Source organism: Halodesulfovibrio oceani subsp. galateae, assembly GCF_055397225.1.
The window spans coordinates 1603477-1621851 of record NZ_AP042453.1 but is presented as its reverse complement, the minus strand read 5'-3'; the positions used below and the strand labels follow the sequence as shown (position 1 = coordinate 1621851).

Genomic DNA, 18375 nt, shown 5'->3' with positions numbered 1-18375 from the left:
TTAAGGAGAAAACCAAATGACTACATCTGCAATCATTATGATGGTAATTGGTCTTGGCGTAACTTGGGGCGGAGCAGCATTCTGCATCTCTCTCGCCATCCGAAATCGCGAAATTTAGATCGTAAGATTATATAGAAAATGAAAAGCCGCTGTCCTAGGACAGCGGCTTTTTTTTGTTCGTGGAACAAGTGGGCTTTTACCATTACTAAGGTCACAAAGGGAAGTAGGGCTAATGTCATCGTTTACGAAGTACTCCTGTCCCTTTGAAACAAATTGTATATAGGGATCCCTTCGGCTTTTTCAGAGGGCTGATTCTAGACTTTTGATAAATAATCGTTGGACATTTCTATGGGCTTTTGTGCACACCTTCATAGAAGTGAGAACATAGAAGTGAGAACATAGAAGAAAAGAAGAGTACTTTTATGGATGGTTGTTCTTCCTTCTAAGAAAGAGAGAAGAATCCTCCACAAGGATTGTAAGAAGTGGGGAAGCAATAGCTTAAAATGTGAGGAAGAAGGAAGAGTTGAGCCAATGCTTGCGGAAAGTAGAATTCAGGCATAAAAAAACCCCGCCGAAGCGAGGTTTTAAGATATCTCTAAGTCGTTCTTACTTATTCATAGAAAGAAAGAACTCGTTATTGCTTTTGGTCTTGCGCATTTTGTTAAGTAAGAAGTCCATGCTGTCAATGGTAGACATTGGAGCAAGGATTTTGCGAAGAATCCAAATTTTGTTAAGCATTTCTGTACCAAGAAGGAGATCTTCCTTACGAGTACCTGTACGGTTGATATCAATTGCCGGGAACACGCGTTTTTCAGCGAGATGACGGTCAAGGTAGATATCAAGGTTACCAGTGCCTTTAAACTCTTCAAAGATGACTTCGTCCATGCGGGAACCAGTATCGATGAGAGCGGTGGCGATGATAGTTAAGCTACCACCTTCTTCGAGGTTACGTGCTGCGCCAAAGAAACGCTTTGGGCGTTGCAGTGCGTTAGCATCGAGACCACCGGAAAGAACACGGCCGGAAGATGGGGTAACTGCGTTGTATGCACGTCCAAGACGAGTAATGGAATCGAGCAAGATAACAACGTCTTTACCGCGTTCTACAAGGCGCTTTGCTTTTTCTTGAACCATTTCTGCAACCTGAACGTGGCGCTGTGGTGGTTCGTCAAAAGTAGAGCTGATAACCTCAGCGTTCTTAACTGTACGCTCCATATCAGTAACTTCTTCAGGGCGTTCATCAATAAGCAGGATGATAAGATAAACATCCGGATTATTAGCATTGATGGAGTTAGCCAATGATTGAAGAAGGATAGTTTTACCAGTTCGTGGAGGGGCAACAATCAGACCACGTTGTCCACAGCCAATTGGGGCCATGAGGTCAATGACTCTGCCGGAAAGGTTTTCTTTTCCGTTTTCCATTACGAGCTGGCGCTCTGGATAGATAGGAGTGAGGTTATCGAAGAGAACGAGGTTGCGAGATTTTTCAGGTGGTTCAAAGCCAATTTCATTGACTCTGAGCAGGGCAAAGTAGCGTTCGCCTTCTTTAGGCGGTCTAATTTGACCTGAAACTACATCACCTTTTCGCAGACCGAAGCGTCTGATCTGAGAAGGGGAAACATAAATGTCATCCGGTCCAGGCATGTAGCTGTACATTGGTGAGCGTAAGAAACCAAACCCATCAGGAAGGATTTCGAGAACGCCCTCACCAAAGATGGCTCCATTTTGTGCAGCACATTTTTGCAGCAAAGCAAAAATAAGCTCCTGCTTGCGCATATTGCTCGGGTTCTCAATTTCATACTCTTTGGCAAGCTCCATCAGCTCCGCTGCTGGTTTGCGCTTAAGTTCTGAAAGGTTGAGACCTTCGCTTGGATCTGCATTTGGATCGGGAGTAAATTGAGGCGCTGGGGCTCTCCGTGATCTATCGCCACGGGGAGCAGCAGGAGGAGTTCTGCGTTTGCGAGCTGTAGGTCGGTCTGATGTTGACGTAGCTCTACGAGGTCTTTCCTGCTTCGCTTCTTCGACGTCTTTTCTTGTTGCCATATAGACTCAAAGGAATGGTTTAATTTGAATAGAAATGTACAAGCGTACATAGAGGAGCTATGAGACATAGCCGATGACATAGTTTGGGAAGTTTTGTGCGTCCCCCGACGGAAGGACAAAGACGTTGAGCAGTGTCAAATGGGGGGGACTGAAGAAAACGTGTAACGTATATAGAAGAAAGTAGCTTATCAGGAAAAAAATGACAAGAAAGTGTGACTATTTTTTTTCCTGTGCAGCAATTACGTCTGCAAACATTTCTTCAATTTGTTTTTGAACAGCATCTTGGGTGGTGTCTGTAGCGTGAGCAATTTCAAGGGTAATGAGACCCATTGCCTGTTCTAATAAGCGACGTTCACCGAATGAAAGTTCTTTATCCTTACCGATAAGCAGAAGTTCTTTAAGGACGTATGCTACGTCTTCAAGAGCACCACTTTTCAGTTTGTCGGAATACTCACGGTAACGGCGGTTCCAGTTCTGACCAGTGTAGCCAGTGAACCCTGAGCGGTCATCGAGAGATTTGAGAAGATCAAGAGCCTCTTCATGTGTACACAGTGGGCGCAACACATTGGTTGCGGTTGTAACTGGCACCATAAGAGTCACATTGTTGCTCAGTATCCGGATGAAGTAGAATTCAGCCTCGGTACCGCCAACAGTCTGAGTCTCGATTCTTTCTACTTTGCCTACACCCTGAGCTGGGTATACTACTAATTGATCCTGAGCGAACACAGCGAATCTCCTTGCAATATCTGCGTTACATCGTGAAACGCGAATCACACTCTAACGCAATAAGCACTAAGAGTCTATGGTTATCTAATCGAAGAATTAGGGAAGCTTAAAGGCGTTGGTTATTTTCACCGCTTCGTCAAAACCTGATGAAACAAACGCTTCAAGACCTTTGCGGGCACCTTCAAGGACCATTTCTACGTCTTCGCTTTCAGCTTTAGTGAAGCGGTTAAGAACGTAGTTAGAAACGGATCCATGTTCCGGTTTACCTATACCAAGGCGCATGCGATTAAAATTGCGACTTCCAAGGTGCTGTTCAATGGAGCGTAATCCATTATGTCCAGCGTGGCCGCCACCGATTTTAAATTTCATTCGTCCTAGTGGTAGGTCTAGTTCGTCATGCAGTACAATAACCTGTTCAGGTTCAATGTCGAAGTAATTACACGCATGGCCAACAGCTTCACCGGAAAGGTTCATGTAGGTCATTGGCTTTATGATAAGCCAGAAGTTGCGGGATGTGCCTATTCTGCATTTCCATGCATCATATTTTTTCTTTCCGATGGAAAGAGGAGAGCATGCATCTGGCGAAAAACGCTGTGCATCTTCCAAAAGGTGGTCTGCAACCATAAATCCGAGGTTGTGCCGGGTATTGTCGTATTCTTTACCCGGATTACCCAATCCAACGATTACTCCGGAAATATTCATAGCTATCCTGTTAAGCAATCCAATAAAAAGGAAATGGCCTCATGCCGAAGCATGAGGCCAACGATTTCACAAGGAATTCGCTTAAGCTTCTTCTGCTTCTTCGCCAGTTGCTGCAGAACCACGACCAGGTACTACTGCGAGTACTTTGTAGTCGGTGTCGTAGTAAGCAGTAACGTTTTCTGGAAGTTCGATATCGCTAACGTTGAGGAATGTGTGGATGCTGTAATCAGTAACATCAACAACAATTTCGTTAGGGATGTCAGCAGGCTTAGCTGAAACAGTGATAACCTGACGGTATTCTTCAAGACGGCCGCCGAGTTTAACACCTTTGGATTCGCCAATTGTGCGAACAGCAACTTTGATGCGAATTTCTTTGTCAGCATCTACGCCGTAGAAGTCAACATGCTGGAGACGGTTTTTGAACGGGTGACGCTCAAGTTTCCAGATGAGACATTCTTTAGTTTCGCCTTCGATATCAAGTTCGATAACGTTGGTAAGACCAGCTTTTTCGTAAAGCTTGATCAATGCCATTTCGTCCATCTGAACTGGAACGTTGTCACCGGAAGTGCTGTAAAAGATACCAGGAACGTTGCCAGCTAAACGAAGCTGACGGTTAGCACCTTTACCAAGACCTTCACGTTTTGCAACGGAAAAAGTAATTTTTTCTGACATGTAATAGCTCCTTTGAGGTTCCACCACGAGATGTTTCACTCGCTGCAGACACGTTCTTTATACGAAAAGAACGCTAACGGAGGATTCCGTATGGATATTATGAATTGCTTTAGCAAGAAGGCCTGCAATAGAGAGGACTTCAAGTTTATCGCAATGGTCGAGTTTGTCGCCGAGCTCAATAGTATCGGTAACAAAAACTTTTTTGAAAGCTGAATTACAAAGACGGTCAATGGCTGGACCGGAGAGAACCGGGTGTGTAGTACACGCCATAACTTCTTTGGCACCGTTGCTCATAAGAACGTCAGCTGCAGCACACATGGTGCCAGCAGTATCGATCATATCGTCGACAACGATGGCTATTTTATCTTTTACATCACCGATAACGTGCATTGCCTGAGCCTGGTTAGGCTTGTCACGACGTTTGTCGATGATTGCGAGGCCAGCGTTAAGACGTTTTGCGTAAGCACGCGCACGTTCAACACCACCAGCATCAGGAGAAACCAAGACGATCTCGCCTTTTTCACTCTGAATGCCACGAAGACGGTCAAGCATAACTGGCGCAGCGTAGAGGTTGTCTACAGGAGCATCAAAGAAGCCCTGAATCTGGCCTGCATGGAGGTCTACGGTTACAAGGCGGTCCATGCCTGCAGTAGTCAGGAAGTCCGCAACAACTTTTGCACTGATAGGCGCACGAGGAGCAACTTTGCGATCCTGACGTGCGTATCCGTAGTAGGGAACAACTGCAGTCACGCGGCCAACACTAGCACGCTTGAGGGCGTCGAGCATAAGACAAAGCTGCATGAGGTTATCGTTAACAGGCGCAGAAGTAGAGAGAACAACAAATACGTCGTCGCCTCGTACGTTTGCACCGATCTCGATGCGGCATTCGCCATCGCTGAAAGTTTCACAAAGGGTTGGAGTAAGCTCGCAGCCTAAGTGGCTACAGATAGCTTCTGCCAACGCAGGATTGGAAGAGCCGGTGAGGATTTTTAGATCGCCGTTCATGATACCATACTGGGGTTATAGTTAGTTATCTGTAAAAATGGTTGGGACGGCAGGACTTGAACCCGCGGATGTCGGGACCAAAACCCGATGCCTTACCAACTTGGCTACGTCCCAGTATTACAGATGGTGGAGATATGTGGCAACGCCATCAGCCTCTAAGGCCGTTGCAGCACTAGCAGCCTGTTCCATCTCTCGATACAAAGCAAAGATGCTTGAACCGCTTCCACTCATAACAGCGCCTTCAGCGCCAAATGCCATGAGTTTGTCTTTGTACGCCCGCAGCTTCGGAAAGGCCGAGTATACCACCACTTCAAAACTATTAAAAAGCCACAAGGCACGAGAGGAGTGCTTTCTATCTTCTGACGTTGTAGTTGTCAAGATTTCTTTCTTATTATTGGTCACACTATTTGCTAGCATAGCCTTGTCCCAAGCCGCAAAAGCCCACGGTGTGGAGATGCTGACGTCAGGACAAATAAGTACAAGAAAATATCCGGAAAGAGAGACATCAGACGGTTCGAGACGGTCACCGATGCCTGTTGCGTGTGCCGGAATATTGTTCAAGAAAAATGGTACATCTGCTCCAATCGTCGCAGCAAGAGAGTTGAGAGATTCTGGAGAAAGTGCATTTTTCGGACAATATTTATTGAGATAATTGAGCATGACGGCAGCATCAGAACTTCCGCCTCCAAGACCCGCGCCATCTGGAATACCTTTTTCAACAGAGATTTCAAGATCAGGCATCCAGTCTGTTGCAGCACAATATTTCTCCCAGCATTTATACATAATGTTTTTTTCAGGAGGAATAGAGAGCCCAGGGCAATCAAGAAGAAGCCCACTCCCAGCAGTGCCTTTAGAAATTGTTATTATGTCAAATGGCTTTGGAAGGGGAAAAAAGAGCGTATCAAGTTCATGATATCCGTCTTCACGAACGCCAGTAATTTCTAAATGCAGGTTGATTTTGCATCCAGCGCGCAATGTTACCAAGTCTGGTTGGGTAAGAGGCATGTTATGCGCTAATGGTTTCGATCGTGAGGTTCTCGTTGGTGAATACGCATATTTCTGAAGCAATCGCCATTGAGTGGCGGCAGATCTCTTCGGGAGCCATTTCGGTGTTACGCTGCAATGCGCGTGCTGCGGAAAGGGCATATGCGCCACCGCTACCAATTGCTGCAATGTTGTCATCGGGTTCGATAACATCACCGTTACCACTGATGATGAAGATGTACTCAGCGTCTGCAACGATCAGCATTGCTTCAAGTTTTCGTAAATATTTATCAGAGCGCCAATCTTTAGCCATTTCAACAGATGCGCGTAACAAGTTGCCGCCAAACTCTTCAAGTTTAGCTTCGCAACGTTCAAACAAGGTAAATGCATCTGCTGTTGCACCAGCAAAACCTGCGATGACTTTTTCACGGTAGATGCGGCGCACCTTGCGTGCCTGATGCTTCATAACAATAGACTGGCCCAATGTTACCTGACCGTCACCTGCCACTGCAACACCGTTAGCATTTTTTACCGCTAGAATAGTTGTTCCACGAAGTTCCATGACTAATCCTTATATTGTACTTGTCGAATATGAATCGAAGTTATTTAGATTGAGAGAGAATATGCTCTTTTGCCAAAAGTAAGAGGCAAAATAAAAATTATTTCCAGTAGGCAGCTCGTTCATCTCGTTGCTTTTTAATTAATTCAAGAGCGGATGTCTGCTTTTGATTACTAGCAAGCGCTTCGGCTTTTTTGATATGATATGCTGTTTTCTTCGCATCATTGCGGAACAGCGCGCTGTATGCGAGATGTAGATGCCCATTAAATTGGTCACCGCTCTGTCCGAGCATTTTGCCGTAGAAAAAGTGTACTTCTGAATCTTCAGGTAGTGTGCGTAAAATTTTCTTGTAGTAGGTGGCCGCGGATTTGGCATCACCTTTGTCGTTCAACAGGCGGGCATAGAAGAACAGCGTCATTAAATCCTCAGGGTTCCGTACGGCGGCCTTTTGGAGCAGAAAAATTGCTTTCTTGGTATCACCTTTGGTGTAGTGGAATTTGCCTGCCTCGCGAAGGACTAAGTAGTCTTTTGGTGCGCCTTCCAATGCTTCATCAAAATATTTAGCGGCGTTTTTAACTTTATTAATTCTTGCCGAGGCAATACCTTGTCCCATGAGAACGAGCGGGGTCTGTTCCTGATTTGCAAAATAGGCGAGAGCCGTTGACGGATCAGTGAACTGTGAACGAATGAGAGTTTGCACTCGTTTAAACCGCACGTCATCTTCAGGGCGGTTTTGTAGTTCCATTGGCAAAGAAGCAACTCGGTCAGCGAGGTAGTTTTGACGTTCTTCTACGTCCGGGTGAGTTGACAAATAGGTCGGCATATTGGAGCCGGACTCCCATTTTCGTCTGCGGATTTTAGCAAAACTGTTGGAAAGCCCTTTGGGATTGTATCCTGCTTCAGTAAGATAGATAAGTCCCATTTGGTCAGCTTCCCGTTCGTCAGCGCGGCTATAATTAAGCAATGCTGCCTGACCTGCTGCCATAGAGCCGGTAATAAGACCACTAGCAACTTCACCCCCGTTGCCAGTGGTTGCACCGAGCACAGCACCAGCGAGCATCCCTACAAGGCTCATAATTTGCACTTTCTGCGATTTTTCAATGCGTTGTGCGATGTGTCGTTGTGTGATGTGCGCAAGTTCGTGAGCAAGAACACCTGCAAGTTCGGATTCGTGTTCCATTTCCAACAACATAGCTGTGTGGACAAACACGTAGCCCCCCGGCACAGCAAATGCGTTAAGGGTATCGTTTACGATAACATTAATTTCAAATGGGAATGGTTGGGGGGGGATGTTTTTTTGGAGCCTTTTCAATATGCCATCGGCATATGATACGATCTCTGGATCTTCAATAATTGGCATTCTGGATTTGATGAGAATGCTGAATTTTTTGCCAAGCTCAACTTCTTCTTTTACACCGAAGTCACCGAACGCATCAAGAATATTGGCTTTTGCTAGATGGACAGGCGGTAATAAGACAATAAGCACTGCAACAAAAGCGCACAAGAGGTTCTTCCAGAAAGGAGTATTGTTCGTTGTGTAATAATGCTGCAGTGCTTTTTTCATAGTTAGATTACATCCCATACAGGGCCGGTAGGTGTATCGCGTACATCCACGCCCAATTCGGTAAGTTTTCCACGGATAGTGTCAGCAGCTTCAAAGTCTTTGTTCTTGCGAGCTTCGAGGCGCTGTACCATTAGTTCTTCAAGAGCATCAATGGAGATGTTTTTACGTGTAGCGCGCTTCATCTTGAGATCCAGCAGGAAGGACTCTGCATCAAGACCGAACAGGCCGAGCACAGCACTCCATTTGGTGAAGTCAGCGGTAAAGCGTTCGAAGAGTGCTTTAGCACCTTCGGACTTGCGCATACCTTTATCTTCAATGATGCGGTTCATAAGACGTACAAGAGTAAAGATATGGCCGGTTGCACCAGCAGTGTTCATATCGTCAGCCATGGCTGTATCAAATGCAGCGCACTGGTCTTCGTACTCTTTGAGAACATCTTCAGGCAGAGCAGCTTTGCTCCACTTGGATTTGTTGAGTTCATTAAGAACTGCAAGCTTGGTTTCGTAAATTCGCTTAATGCTCTTTTCAGCTTCGTCCATAGCAATAAAGCTAAAGTCGATAGGGCTGCGGTAGTGCTTAGTGAGCAAGAAGAAACGAAGTATTTCTGGAAGGTATGATTCCAGAATGTCACGGATGGTTTTGAAGTTGCCAAGAGACTTGGACATCTTTTCAGAATCAATCTGTACAAAACCGTTGTGAACCCAGTAGCGTGCCATTTCTGTTTCGGAAGCAGCTTCGCTCTGTGCAATTTCATTTTCATGATGCGGGAAAATAAGATCAAGTCCGCCGCCGTGGATATCCAAAGGTAACGGCATATGGCGATGACTCATTGCAGAGCATTCAATATGCCAGCCAGGACGACCTTGTCCCCAAGGGCTTTTCCAGGAAGGTTCGCCCGGTTTTGCGCCTTTCCAGAGAGCAAAGTCGAGTGGATCTTCTTTTTCATCACCAGGTGTCACTCGTGCACCGGAGCGCATGTCGTCAACATCACGACCGGAGAGTTTACCATAGTCTTTGAATTCGCGGACACGGAAGTACACGTCTCCGGATTCAGTAGAGTACGCCTTGCCTTTTGCGATCAATGTTTCACACATTGCGATCATATCATCGATGTGTTCAGTACATTTAGGCTCAATGTCAGCGCGAAGAACGTTGAGAACATCCATGTCTTCATAGAAGGTCTGGATGTATTTTTCTGCGACTTCAGTGCTGCTTAAACCTTCTTCGTTGGCGCGTTTGATGATTTTATCATCAACGTCAGTGAAGTTACGTGCAAACAAAACTTCAAGACCAGTGCTACGAAGGTAGCGAACAAGAACGTCAAAAACTACTGCAGATCGAGCGTGACCGATATGACAAAGATCGTATGCGGTAATACCACATACATACATATTCACTTTGCCTTCGGTAAGAGGAGTAAAAGTCTCTTTTTTGTGTGTCAGAGTATTGTAGAGCTGCATGGTCGTAGGATTCCTTCTACGCTTTGTCGAACTGGTCAATGCGGCGTTGATGACGGCCGCCTTCAAATTCGGTTTCTAAGAAAAGTTCAGCAAGATTTATGGCAACACCAGGGCCAGTAACACGTTCACCAAGGCAAAGTATGTTTGCGTTGTTGTGCTGACGGGTAAGGCGGGCATGAAATTCGTTTGTTGCAAGCGCAGCACGAATGCCCGGAATGCGGTTGGCTGCCATAGACATGCCAATACCGGTGCCGCAAATAAGAATACCAAGCGCGTTTTCTTCCAGAACCTTTGTACAGACTTTTTCTGCGTACATTGGGTAGTCTGTGCTTTCGGTGGAATAACAACCCAAGTCTTCTACATCGTAGCCTTTTTTGATAAGGTCTTCTACGATGACGGTTTTAAGGGCAAAGCCACCATGATCTGCGCCGAGAAATACTTTTTTAGACATTATTACCTCTATGTTACTGGCGGCGTAATCGCCGAGTTATGCGTCTTGCTTATGCGCTTCTTTTAGACGCGCAATTTCTTCTTTTAAAAAACTGATTTGCTTTGCAGCGCTGGTCATTTCAAAAGATGGGATAGCAGGTTTCTCTTCATTTTCTTCAAGATGATACGAAGTCACCTTGCCGAGTGCTGCATACTCTTGCTCTAAACGCTTTTCAAGCTGCTTTATTTCAAAAGAATGAAGAATGTCAGAAAACATGCGTTTCATGTTCTGTTTCCAAACGGAAATGCCAAAGCAAAGGTTTTGGAAAACAGATTTATCTTTTTCAGGTGTAGAAGTATCAGACATGATTCCCTCGTATAGTTTGCAATGCTATTGAGCATCTTACGGCAGTGGCTGTTTATTAAACGGGGTAAATAATCACTGCTCAGAATAAAAATAGTTCCAATGGTTATGGCATTGGTCTCATAGATTCAAGTTTGGTGTCAGGTGGCAATGTAAGCTCAAGAGCTTCTGCGTCAAAAGGGGTTACCGGATTTGAACGATCTTTTATTAAAAAAAGTGCACTTCGTTCGGTTCCGGCTATTACTCTAATCTTATCCGGCAGGCCATGGTCATATTCCTCAAAGGAAATAGACATGGATTTTCCTTTTTGTTCCCAGACAAGAGGAACTCCCTGTTTATTTAAGACAAGAATGCCATCCGTCAACTTTGGTGACGATCTTTTGTTTTCAGTTTGTGTAGGAAATGTATACGCAATATTAGTGGTCCCTTCAACATATGCGGTGTCGTATTCTTTTGGGAACAGGTCTGCGTAGTTGCCTCGTAAAAGAGCAACGATATCCTGAACTGATATAGGCACAGGAAGTCCCAGACGCACTAATAAGTCCTGTCCTGAATCTGAGAAGACTGCGCGCTTGTTGTCTGGTTCGAAAATCACAGACCGTGAATCACTGATACGTAAGCTTGCTACAACAGATCCGAATGGCCCAAGGATATCTATGCGGACAGGGTTATTCCCGTTTCCCCACATTCTCAGTGAAGCTCTATTGCTTGAGTCCGGTGTTTTAAACCGGAAAGAGGCACTGAGGCTGAAGGGGACTTCGGTTGATCTTCTTTCTGCACTAGCACGGTATTTCGCCCATACTTGTTCTGCTTCGGTCTGAGACGCCGGCTGGTCTATGCGTAATTGGGGTGCATGTTGTGCACAGGCACTTAACAAAAGAATGACGGAAACTACAGAAGTCAAGCGAAGCAGTCTTTTCATTTATAAGTCCTTGAGTTTTTGTCTGATCAGCTCTGGGTTGCTGTGCCCTTTAAGTGCTCGTTTGTAGCCTTTCCGAGCTTCGGCATCATTTTTACGCTTTTTCGCAATATCACCATAATGTTCCCAAATTGTTGGGTCATTTGTACCAAGAGTTACGGCTTGAGTGATATATGTCCATGCGTTTTTGTAGTCATCGCGTAAATAATAAACCCACGCTAACGAATCAAGGATATAAGGCTGCCCCGGAGCAAGGTTTGCAGCGGTGCGAACTAGTACTAAAGCTCGGTCTAGATCCTTGCCCTGTTCGGCAAGAGTGTAGCCGACAAAATTTAGTGCCTTGAAATATTCAGGATCGTCACTGATGACTTGTTCCATTATCTCAAGTGCACGTTCTTTATCACCAATAGTGTGGTAGATGGAACCTTTGGTAAAGAGTAGTTCTTGATCATTAGGCCAAATGGCAAGAGCCGCTTTGATGGTTCTCAAAGCATCCTGAGGGCGTTTGGCCGCCATGAGCAATTCGGTTTCCAGTTCGAGAATAAAGCGACTTCTTGGGTCACGTTCTCGAGCTGCCTGTACCAACTTGATAGCTTCGCTCGTTTTACCGAGTTCATATAAAAGACGACTTCTAAATTCTAAGCTTTTTGTCCAGCTGGAATTGTCCTGCGGGATATTGTTAAGCAGCTCAAGAGCCTTGTTTAGATCTTTTTCATATTCGAAAGCAATAAGAGCAAGGTGGAAGAATACTTCAACAGGCTGTTTGGCTTCAGCAAATGGTTGAAGCATTATTTTAGCTTCTTTGTAAAAACCTTCGCTAATAAAGATTGTAGCTGCTTCCAGCATGAACTCGTTAGACGCGGGGCCAATCTCTACAAGCTCAAGAGCTTTGGCAGGGTGGTTAAGCTTGAGATTCAGATTGATGAGGCGCAGCCAGCTTATCTCGTTAGAGGTGTCTGCGGTAATAAGCTGTTCGTATGCCTGCTCTGCAAGAATGTAGTCCTGTTTAAGTTCATACAGTCGTGCAAGCTCGGACCATGCTTCCAGCAGGCGGCCTTTTTGTTCTGTCACGGCAATCAATTCTTTTTCTGCATCATCATACTTTTTTAACTGCATGAGTGCTTTGGCAAGAAAGAGGCGAGTAGTTGGAGAGCGAAATTTTTCATCACTTTCTCGGAAAGCATCAACAGCTTCAGGGAATTTTCCGCTATCAAAGTACAACAAGCCGATTGCGCGATACGCATCATCGGACTGAGGATGTTCTTCGAGGTAATCCCTCATAACCTCAACTGAATCTTCCAGATTATTTTCCAGTCTGTAAGATTCTGCTTTAAGCAGGACAAGCTGGAAATTCTCGGGATAAGCTTTAGTGCCTTGAACAGCTACTTTCCGACCTGTTCTGGTCTTACCGTTGCGAAGGTAGAAGTTGATTGCTTCTACATACACTTCCGGTGGAGGAGATAGGGTAAGGAGGGTAGAGAGTGCGTCTTCAGCCTTGCTGTAGTCGTTCTCTCTCGTTGCTTCCTCGAAGAGTAGGTAGTGATAGGTTGTAGCAGCTTCTGCGTTAAGAATTTCAGAAGTTGCAGACTGTGGTTCAGGCATGTTTGTGGCACATCCAGAGACGAGCAACAAAGCGCAGAAAGACATGATAACAGAACGAAAGCGCTTGTTATTTGTACGCATAGTAAGAATCCATAATTAGGGATAGAAGTTTGGGGTAGTTGGAAGCACCCCTAGCGCTGAATCCAATCTTTAGAAAAGTCTTTAATTTCTTTAAACAGATGATCTCGAATTTTTTGCAGCAATCGCGCTTCAATCTGTCTAACGCGCTCTCGGGTAATCCCGAATTGTTCTCCGATTTCACGTAGTGTAACCGGATCGTCAGACAAAAGTCGTTTGTGCAAAATATCGAGTTCTTTTTCGTTAAAAGTATGTTCGATTTCGTTAATTTTCTGCGTAAGCATTTCTGCCATTTGTTGATCAGAAAGGATGTCTTCGATACCCGGCCCAAGAGCTGGAAGGAAATCCATTTTCGTGGCGCCGCCTGCATCATCACCAATAGGGATGTTGAGGGACATATCGGAAGCATCGAGACGTTGCTCCATTTCAACAACTTGCTCTTCTGACACGTTGAGTTTTTTAGACAACGTTGCAGCATCTGGGTCGAACCCTTGAGAAATAAGGCGTTGGCGTTCTTTATTCAGGTTGTAGAAAAGTTTACGTTGGGCTTGTGTAGTGCCAACTTTAACAAGTCTCCAATTATCCATAATGAACTTAAGAATGTATGCTTTGATCCAAAAAGAAGCATAATAGGAAAATTTGATGCCTTTATCAGGGTCAAATTTATTAACAGCGCGCATAAGCCCAACGTTCCCTTCTTGAATAAGGTCAAGAACGTTTTGCATCCAGCGGCGTTGGAAGTCCATTGCGATTTTAACAACAAGACGGAGATGGGAGGAAACAAGACGAAAAGCAGCATCAGAATCGTTACTTTCTTGTACGCGTTTGGCGAGCTCAAATTCTTCATCGGGTTTCAACATAGGAAACTTGCTGATTTCGCGCAAGTACATGCTCAGCGAGTCTGTAGACCGTGCGCGAGCCGTAGAGCTTTTGTCTACAAACACAGGCAGGGTGTCAGGCGTTTCGTTTTCGTCTTCTTCTGTAATATCGATAACAGGATCAATATCTAAGTTTTCCTCTTCTTCAGAATCTTCAACACCAACAAGTTCAGCTTCGGCAGCATTATTGTCTTCAAGGGAATTCTTAGGTTTCTTTGTAGAGTTGGTCATAATCCTGTATTTATATAATACCTTTATAGCTTAGCATAAACGCTGTTGTTACACAGTATCTATGTCTGGTTAACCGTGTGAATACGTGCTATTTACCAATAACAAACTATATAGTTTTTGTTTGTTCTTTTCAATGTTTTTCAGTAGAGCATTACTTTCTTCAAATGATGATCTAACGTCCAACGTGGCGTATAATACCCTTATGATATGTTTAGGAGTTGTTTGTGGCGAATTTTCGTAGTGCCTTATCTTCTGGTAAGTTTGTATTTTTCGATGGTGCAATGGGAACAATGCTGCAAGCACGCGGGCTGACTGCCGGAGTAAGTCCGGAAGTCTGGTGTATGTCAAACCCTGATGTTTTACAGGGAATACACTGTGACTATGCTCGTGCCGGTGCTACTGTTCTTACCACCAATACCTTTGGCGGCACTTCTTTCAAGTTACCCAAAGACATGGATGTTGTCGGTTTTAACCGCGAAATGGCTGCTGCTGCGAAACGTGCTGCCGTTGAATCTGGCAGAGAAGCATATGTAGCCGGTAGTGTTGGACCAACTGGACATTTTCTTCGCCCTTTGGGTGATGTAGAATTTGATAAATTGGTTGAAGGATACAAAGAACAAATTATTGGCCTTGTTGAAGGCGGTATTGATCTTGTTATCTGTGAAACCCACTTTGATGTAGCAGAGCTTCGTGCCGCTGTTGTGGCAGTACGTGAAGTTTGTGATCTACCTGTGGGTGCATCTATGACATTTGAAAATGGAATGTCATTAACAGGCTCTTCACCAGAAGTTTTTGTAGAAACAATGCTCAATATGGGTGTTGATTTTGTAGCGACAAACTGTAGTGCCGGACCTGAACAGATGGTTTCAGTAGTACAGGAAATGCTTGAATATTCAACTGTGCCTGTTTTGGTTATGCCAAACGCGGGCCTTCCTGAATTAGATGAAGATGGTAGCACTGTTTTCCGTCTTGATCCTGAATCTTTTGCAACTCAGACAAAGGTGTTTGCTGAGATGGGCGCACGCTGTCTTGGCGGTTGCTGCGGTACATCTCCTGAGCACATTACTGCTTTGGTTTCAGCTGTTGAGAACCTGACAGCAAAGCCTGTTCTTCGCGAGACAGACTGTTTTTGTATGACTTCTCGTTCTCAGGCTGTGCGGTTTGGTAAAGAACATCCCGCCCGCATTATTGGTGAGCGAATCAACCCGACCGGTAAAAAACAGCTTATTGCTGAACTGCAAAACGGACAATTAACTTCTGCCCTTATGTTTGCACAGGAACAGCTCGATTGTGGAGCACCAGTGCTGGATGTAAACGTTGGCGCACCAATGGCGGATGAAACCGTAATTTTGCCAGAGTTATTAGAGAAGTTGGTTTCTCAGTTTCCAGTTCCGCTTTCTATCGATTCCTCTAACATGGATGCGGTAGAAGCTGGTTTAAAAGTGTATCCTGCTTCTGCACTGGTAAACTCTATCAGTGGTGAAGAAGGGCGTTTGGAACGTCTGGGGCCGTTATGCAAAAAATACGGTGCACCGTTTATTATGCTTCCGCTTACAGGGAGCAAGCTACCTGTAGCTGCGAAAGATCGCATCGCTATTATTGATGATATGTTGTCACAAGTGGATGCTCTGGGTATTCCGCGTCGTCTCGTTATCGTCGATGTGCTTGCTCTTGCAGTATCTTCTAAGCCGGAAGCTGCGGTGGCGTGTCTCGAAACAGTAGAGTACTGTACAAAAATTGGTTTACCGACCACTATCGGTCTTTCAAATATTTCTTTTGGATTGCCTGCGCGACCACTGTTGAACGGCACCTTCCTAGCCATGGCTGTGGCTAAAGGGTTGAGTTCTTGCATTGCTCATCCAGGGAATCCGCAGATTTGTGAAACTCTTGCCGCTGCTGAAGTTCTACTTGGCCGTGATGAAAATGCAGCGCGTTTTATTGCTGGTTTTACTGACTGGAAAGCTGGTTCAGGTACTGTTGTTGCCGGTGGCTCTGTTGTAAGCAGTGCTGCTACAACTGTATTTGAAGCAGTTGTGAAAGGTAATAAAGACGCAATCATCGGTCTTATTGAAGCGGAACTTGAAAAGAAAGTAGAACCGTTTGAAGTTGTGAACGGTATGCTTATTCCTGCAATTACTGAAGTCGGTATGAAGTATGAACGTAAAGAATACTTTTTGCCGCAGCTTCTTCGTTCTGCCGAAACTATGCAGCATGGTTTCTCTATTTTGCGTCCTTTGTTAGAAAAAGATGCCGCTGCAACTGTTCGCCCTAAAGTAATAATGGCTACAGTTGAAGGCGACATTCATGATATTGGCAAAAATATCGTGTGCTTAATGCTTGGTAACCACGGATTTGATGTGGTTGACCTTGGTAAAGACATAAAAGCAGAAACAATTGTTGATGCAGCCGTTGAGCATGGCGCTAAAATTATTGGTCTTTCTGCATTGATGACAACGACAATGGTTCGTATGGAAGATACTGTTTCACTATTGAAAGCACGTGGCATGGAAGATGTGAAAGTAATGATAGGCGGAGCAGTTGTTACCGCTGCATTTGCTGACACAATCGGTGCTCACGGCTATTCAGAGGATGCAGTATCAGCTGTACGAGTTGCTCAATCTTTCTTAGAGGAGAAATAGTCAGCATGAAATCTATTAAATCCGTAATGCGTATTGCGTTATTGTGCATGGCGTTTGCCGTTGTTTTGGGCGTTCAATCTGCCGTGGCAGAGCCATTAAAAGTGGTAGACACACCAGAAGTAATTAAGCTTATTAATAGCGGCAAAGGCAAAGTTACTGTTGTGAACTTTTGGGCTTCATGGTGTCCTCCGTGTCGCGAAGAAATGCCGGATTTAAAAAAGACACGTGCTGCCTACTCTGATGATGATTTGTTGTTGCTCGGCGTTTCTGTAGATGAAAATGCCGCCGCTGCTGAAAAAGCTGTAAGAGAATTTGAATTAAATTACCCAGTAGTTCGTGCTGAACGTGATGTTTACGAAACGTTCGCGATTCAGTCTATTCCACGTCTTCTTGTATATAATACTAAGGGTGAGCTTATTGTTGATCACGTTGGTCCTGTAACCTTCGAAGATTTAAAAAAGCTCATTGATGAAGTGTTAAAGGAAAAATAGAAATAATGTCTGAGCCGTTTATTCGCAAAGCACAAATGCAGGATGTGAAGGTAATTCATAACCTGTTGTTGACGTGCTCTACTCAGGGAGTCCTTCTTCCTCGTTCATTAACTCAGTTGTACAATAGCCTTCGAGAATTCAATGTCTTAGACCCTGGCGATGGGGGATCTATAATAGGTTGCTGTGCTCTTTCTATCGTTTGGGATGGGTTGGCAGAGATCCGTTCACTTATTGTAGATGAAAATGCTCGTCGCGGCGGGCATGGGCGTGACCTTGTAGATGCATGTTTAGACGAAGCTCGCAGATTAGGTATTTACAAAGTCTTCACACTCACCTATCAAGATGCCTTTTTTCAGAAACAAGGCTTTGTAGAAGTGTCGAAGGAAGTACTGCCTCAGAAGATCTGGGCAGACTGCGTCAATTGTCCTAAATTCCCAGAGTGTGACGAAATCGCCATGCTCTTAGAGATACAACCAGAGAATTCTGGAGAGAGTTAATGGAAATCAAGGAACTTACAGTAGTTTATAGCGAAGAACAAATTCAGGAACGTGTTAAAGAACTTGCAGTGCAGATCAACAAAGACTTCGAAGGTAAAGACCTCGTAGTTGTCTGTGTACTTAAAGGTGCTTTCATGTTTTTCTCTGATTTATTAAAGCATCTCACCGTTAAGCCCGAAATAGACTTTGTGCGCTGTGCCAGCTATGGCGACAGCACCAATAGTTCTAAAACAGTTTCTTTCACCAAAGACCTTGAGATCTCTATTAAAGGGAAGCATGTTCTTATCGTGGAAGACATTGTTGACACTGGTCATACTATCTCCTTCCTCATGTCTCAGCTTAAAGCTCGTGGTGCAGAATCACTTAAACTTGCTTCTGTTGTAGAAAAAGTTGAGCGCCGCGAAATTGATGTCGTTGTTGATTACCCGGGTTTTATTCTGGAAAAAGGGTTTATTGTCGGGTATGGCATGGACTACGCTGAAAAATATCGTGAGTTGGGAGCTATTTACGAAGCAACTGTAATCGAATAACGGTT

General features: G+C 44.7%; 19 protein-coding genes and 1 tRNA gene. 5 read left to right on the top strand and 15 right to left on the bottom strand.

Annotated features, from left to right (window positions below; genetic code table 11):
• Nucleotides 1–16: 16 nt before the first annotated feature.
• Nucleotides 17–118: a MetS family NSS transporter small subunit gene (locus ACZ5V1_RS07145; protein ID WP_464391273.1), complete on the top strand. Its 102-nt coding sequence runs from the start codon at nucleotides 17–19 to the stop codon at nucleotides 116–118.
• Nucleotides 119–606: 488 nt separating this feature from the next.
• On the opposite strand, the gene rho is transcribed toward ACZ5V1_RS07145, so the two are convergent.
• The 15 genes from rho to ACZ5V1_RS07070 all read right to left on the bottom strand — a co-directional run bounded on the left by rho (nucleotide 607) and on the right by ACZ5V1_RS07070 (nucleotide 14213).
• Nucleotides 607–1815: a transcription termination factor Rho gene (gene rho, locus ACZ5V1_RS07140; protein WP_464391610.1), complete on the bottom strand. Its 1209-nt coding sequence runs from the start codon at nucleotides 1813–1815 to the stop codon at nucleotides 607–609.
• A gap of 441 nt (nucleotides 1816–2256) precedes the next feature.
• Nucleotides 2257–2766, bottom strand: coding sequence for a CarD family transcriptional regulator (locus tag ACZ5V1_RS07135; RefSeq protein WP_464391272.1), 510 nt, complete (start codon nucleotides 2764–2766; stop codon nucleotides 2257–2259).
• A gap of 96 nt (nucleotides 2767–2862) precedes the next feature.
• On the bottom strand, nucleotides 2863–3468 hold the full coding sequence (gene pth / locus ACZ5V1_RS07130; RefSeq protein WP_464391271.1) for an aminoacyl-tRNA hydrolase: 606 nt from the start codon (nucleotides 3466–3468) through the stop codon (nucleotides 2863–2865).
• Nucleotides 3469–3549: 81 nt separating this feature from the next.
• Nucleotides 3550–4140: a 50S ribosomal protein L25 gene (locus ACZ5V1_RS07125; RefSeq protein WP_464391270.1), complete on the bottom strand. Its 591-nt coding sequence runs from the start codon at nucleotides 4138–4140 to the stop codon at nucleotides 3550–3552.
• A gap of 57 nt (nucleotides 4141–4197) precedes the next feature.
• Nucleotides 4198–5145 (bottom strand): ribose-phosphate diphosphokinase, encoded by a 948-nt coding sequence (locus ACZ5V1_RS07120; RefSeq protein WP_160711303.1) that lies wholly within the window; start codon nucleotides 5143–5145, stop codon nucleotides 4198–4200.
• A gap of 38 nt (nucleotides 5146–5183) precedes the next feature.
• Nucleotides 5184–5259: transfer RNA gene (locus ACZ5V1_RS07115), tRNA-Gln, on the bottom strand.
• Nucleotides 5260–5262: 3 nt separating this feature from the next.
• The gene (gene ispE, locus ACZ5V1_RS07110; protein WP_464391269.1) at nucleotides 5263–6150 is read right to left on the bottom strand and encodes a 4-(cytidine 5'-diphospho)-2-C-methyl-D-erythritol kinase; all 888 of its coding nucleotides are present in this window, start codon (nucleotides 6148–6150) and stop codon (nucleotides 5263–5265) included.
• Between the two features lies 1 nt (nucleotide 6151).
• Complete coding sequence (gene hslV / locus ACZ5V1_RS07105; protein ID WP_464391268.1) at nucleotides 6152–6691, bottom strand: ATP-dependent protease subunit HslV; 540 nt, start codon at nucleotides 6689–6691, stop codon at nucleotides 6152–6154.
• Nucleotides 6692–6788: 97 nt separating this feature from the next.
• The gene (locus ACZ5V1_RS07100; protein ID WP_464391267.1) at nucleotides 6789–8252 is read right to left on the bottom strand and encodes a beta-barrel assembly-enhancing protease; all 1464 of its coding nucleotides are present in this window, start codon (nucleotides 8250–8252) and stop codon (nucleotides 6789–6791) included.
• A 2-nt stretch (nucleotides 8253–8254) separates the two neighbouring features.
• Entirely contained in the window at nucleotides 8255–9712 is a 1458-nt protein-coding gene (gene cysS / locus ACZ5V1_RS07095; RefSeq protein WP_464391266.1) for a cysteine--tRNA ligase, read from the bottom strand.
• 16 nt (nucleotides 9713–9728) lie between these two features.
• Nucleotides 9729–10163 (bottom strand): ribose 5-phosphate isomerase B, encoded by a 435-nt coding sequence (rpiB, locus tag ACZ5V1_RS07090; RefSeq protein ID WP_464391265.1) that lies wholly within the window; start codon nucleotides 10161–10163, stop codon nucleotides 9729–9731.
• A gap of 36 nt (nucleotides 10164–10199) precedes the next feature.
• Nucleotides 10200–10427 (bottom strand): hypothetical protein, encoded by a 228-nt coding sequence (locus ACZ5V1_RS07085; RefSeq protein ID WP_464391264.1) that lies wholly within the window; start codon nucleotides 10425–10427, stop codon nucleotides 10200–10202.
• A 184-nt stretch (nucleotides 10428–10611) separates the two neighbouring features.
• Nucleotides 10612–11427, bottom strand: a complete 816-nt coding sequence (locus ACZ5V1_RS07080) for a hypothetical protein (RefSeq protein WP_464391263.1) — start codon at nucleotides 11425–11427, stop codon at nucleotides 10612–10614.
• Entirely contained in the window at nucleotides 11428–13107 is a 1680-nt protein-coding gene (locus tag ACZ5V1_RS07075; protein ID WP_464391262.1) for a tetratricopeptide repeat protein, read from the bottom strand.
• 50 nt (nucleotides 13108–13157) lie between these two features.
• Nucleotides 13158–14213, bottom strand: a complete 1056-nt coding sequence (locus ACZ5V1_RS07070) for an RNA polymerase factor sigma-32 (RefSeq protein WP_464391261.1) — start codon at nucleotides 14211–14213, stop codon at nucleotides 13158–13160.
• A gap of 224 nt (nucleotides 14214–14437) precedes the next feature.
• On the opposite strand from ACZ5V1_RS07070, the gene ACZ5V1_RS07065 reads away from it, so the two are divergent.
• Genes ACZ5V1_RS07065 through hpt form a run of 4 tightly spaced genes read left to right on the top strand, consistent with a single transcriptional unit; the run spans nucleotide 14438 to nucleotide 18370 of the window.
• Nucleotides 14438–16852: a homocysteine S-methyltransferase family protein gene (locus ACZ5V1_RS07065; protein ID WP_464391260.1), complete on the top strand. Its 2415-nt coding sequence runs from the start codon at nucleotides 14438–14440 to the stop codon at nucleotides 16850–16852.
• A gap of 5 nt (nucleotides 16853–16857) precedes the next feature.
• The gene (locus ACZ5V1_RS07060; RefSeq protein WP_464391259.1) at nucleotides 16858–17343 is read left to right on the top strand and encodes a TlpA family protein disulfide reductase; all 486 of its coding nucleotides are present in this window, start codon (nucleotides 16858–16860) and stop codon (nucleotides 17341–17343) included.
• A 5-nt stretch (nucleotides 17344–17348) separates the two neighbouring features.
• Nucleotides 17349–17840, top strand: coding sequence for an N-acetyltransferase (locus tag ACZ5V1_RS07055; protein WP_464391258.1), 492 nt, complete (start codon nucleotides 17349–17351; stop codon nucleotides 17838–17840).
• Nucleotides 17840–18370, top strand: coding sequence for a hypoxanthine phosphoribosyltransferase (hpt, locus tag ACZ5V1_RS07050; RefSeq protein ID WP_160711329.1), 531 nt, complete (start codon nucleotides 17840–17842; stop codon nucleotides 18368–18370). Before ACZ5V1_RS07055 ends, hpt begins: the two co-directional genes overlap by 1 nt.
• Nucleotides 18371–18375 lie beyond the last annotated feature (5 nt).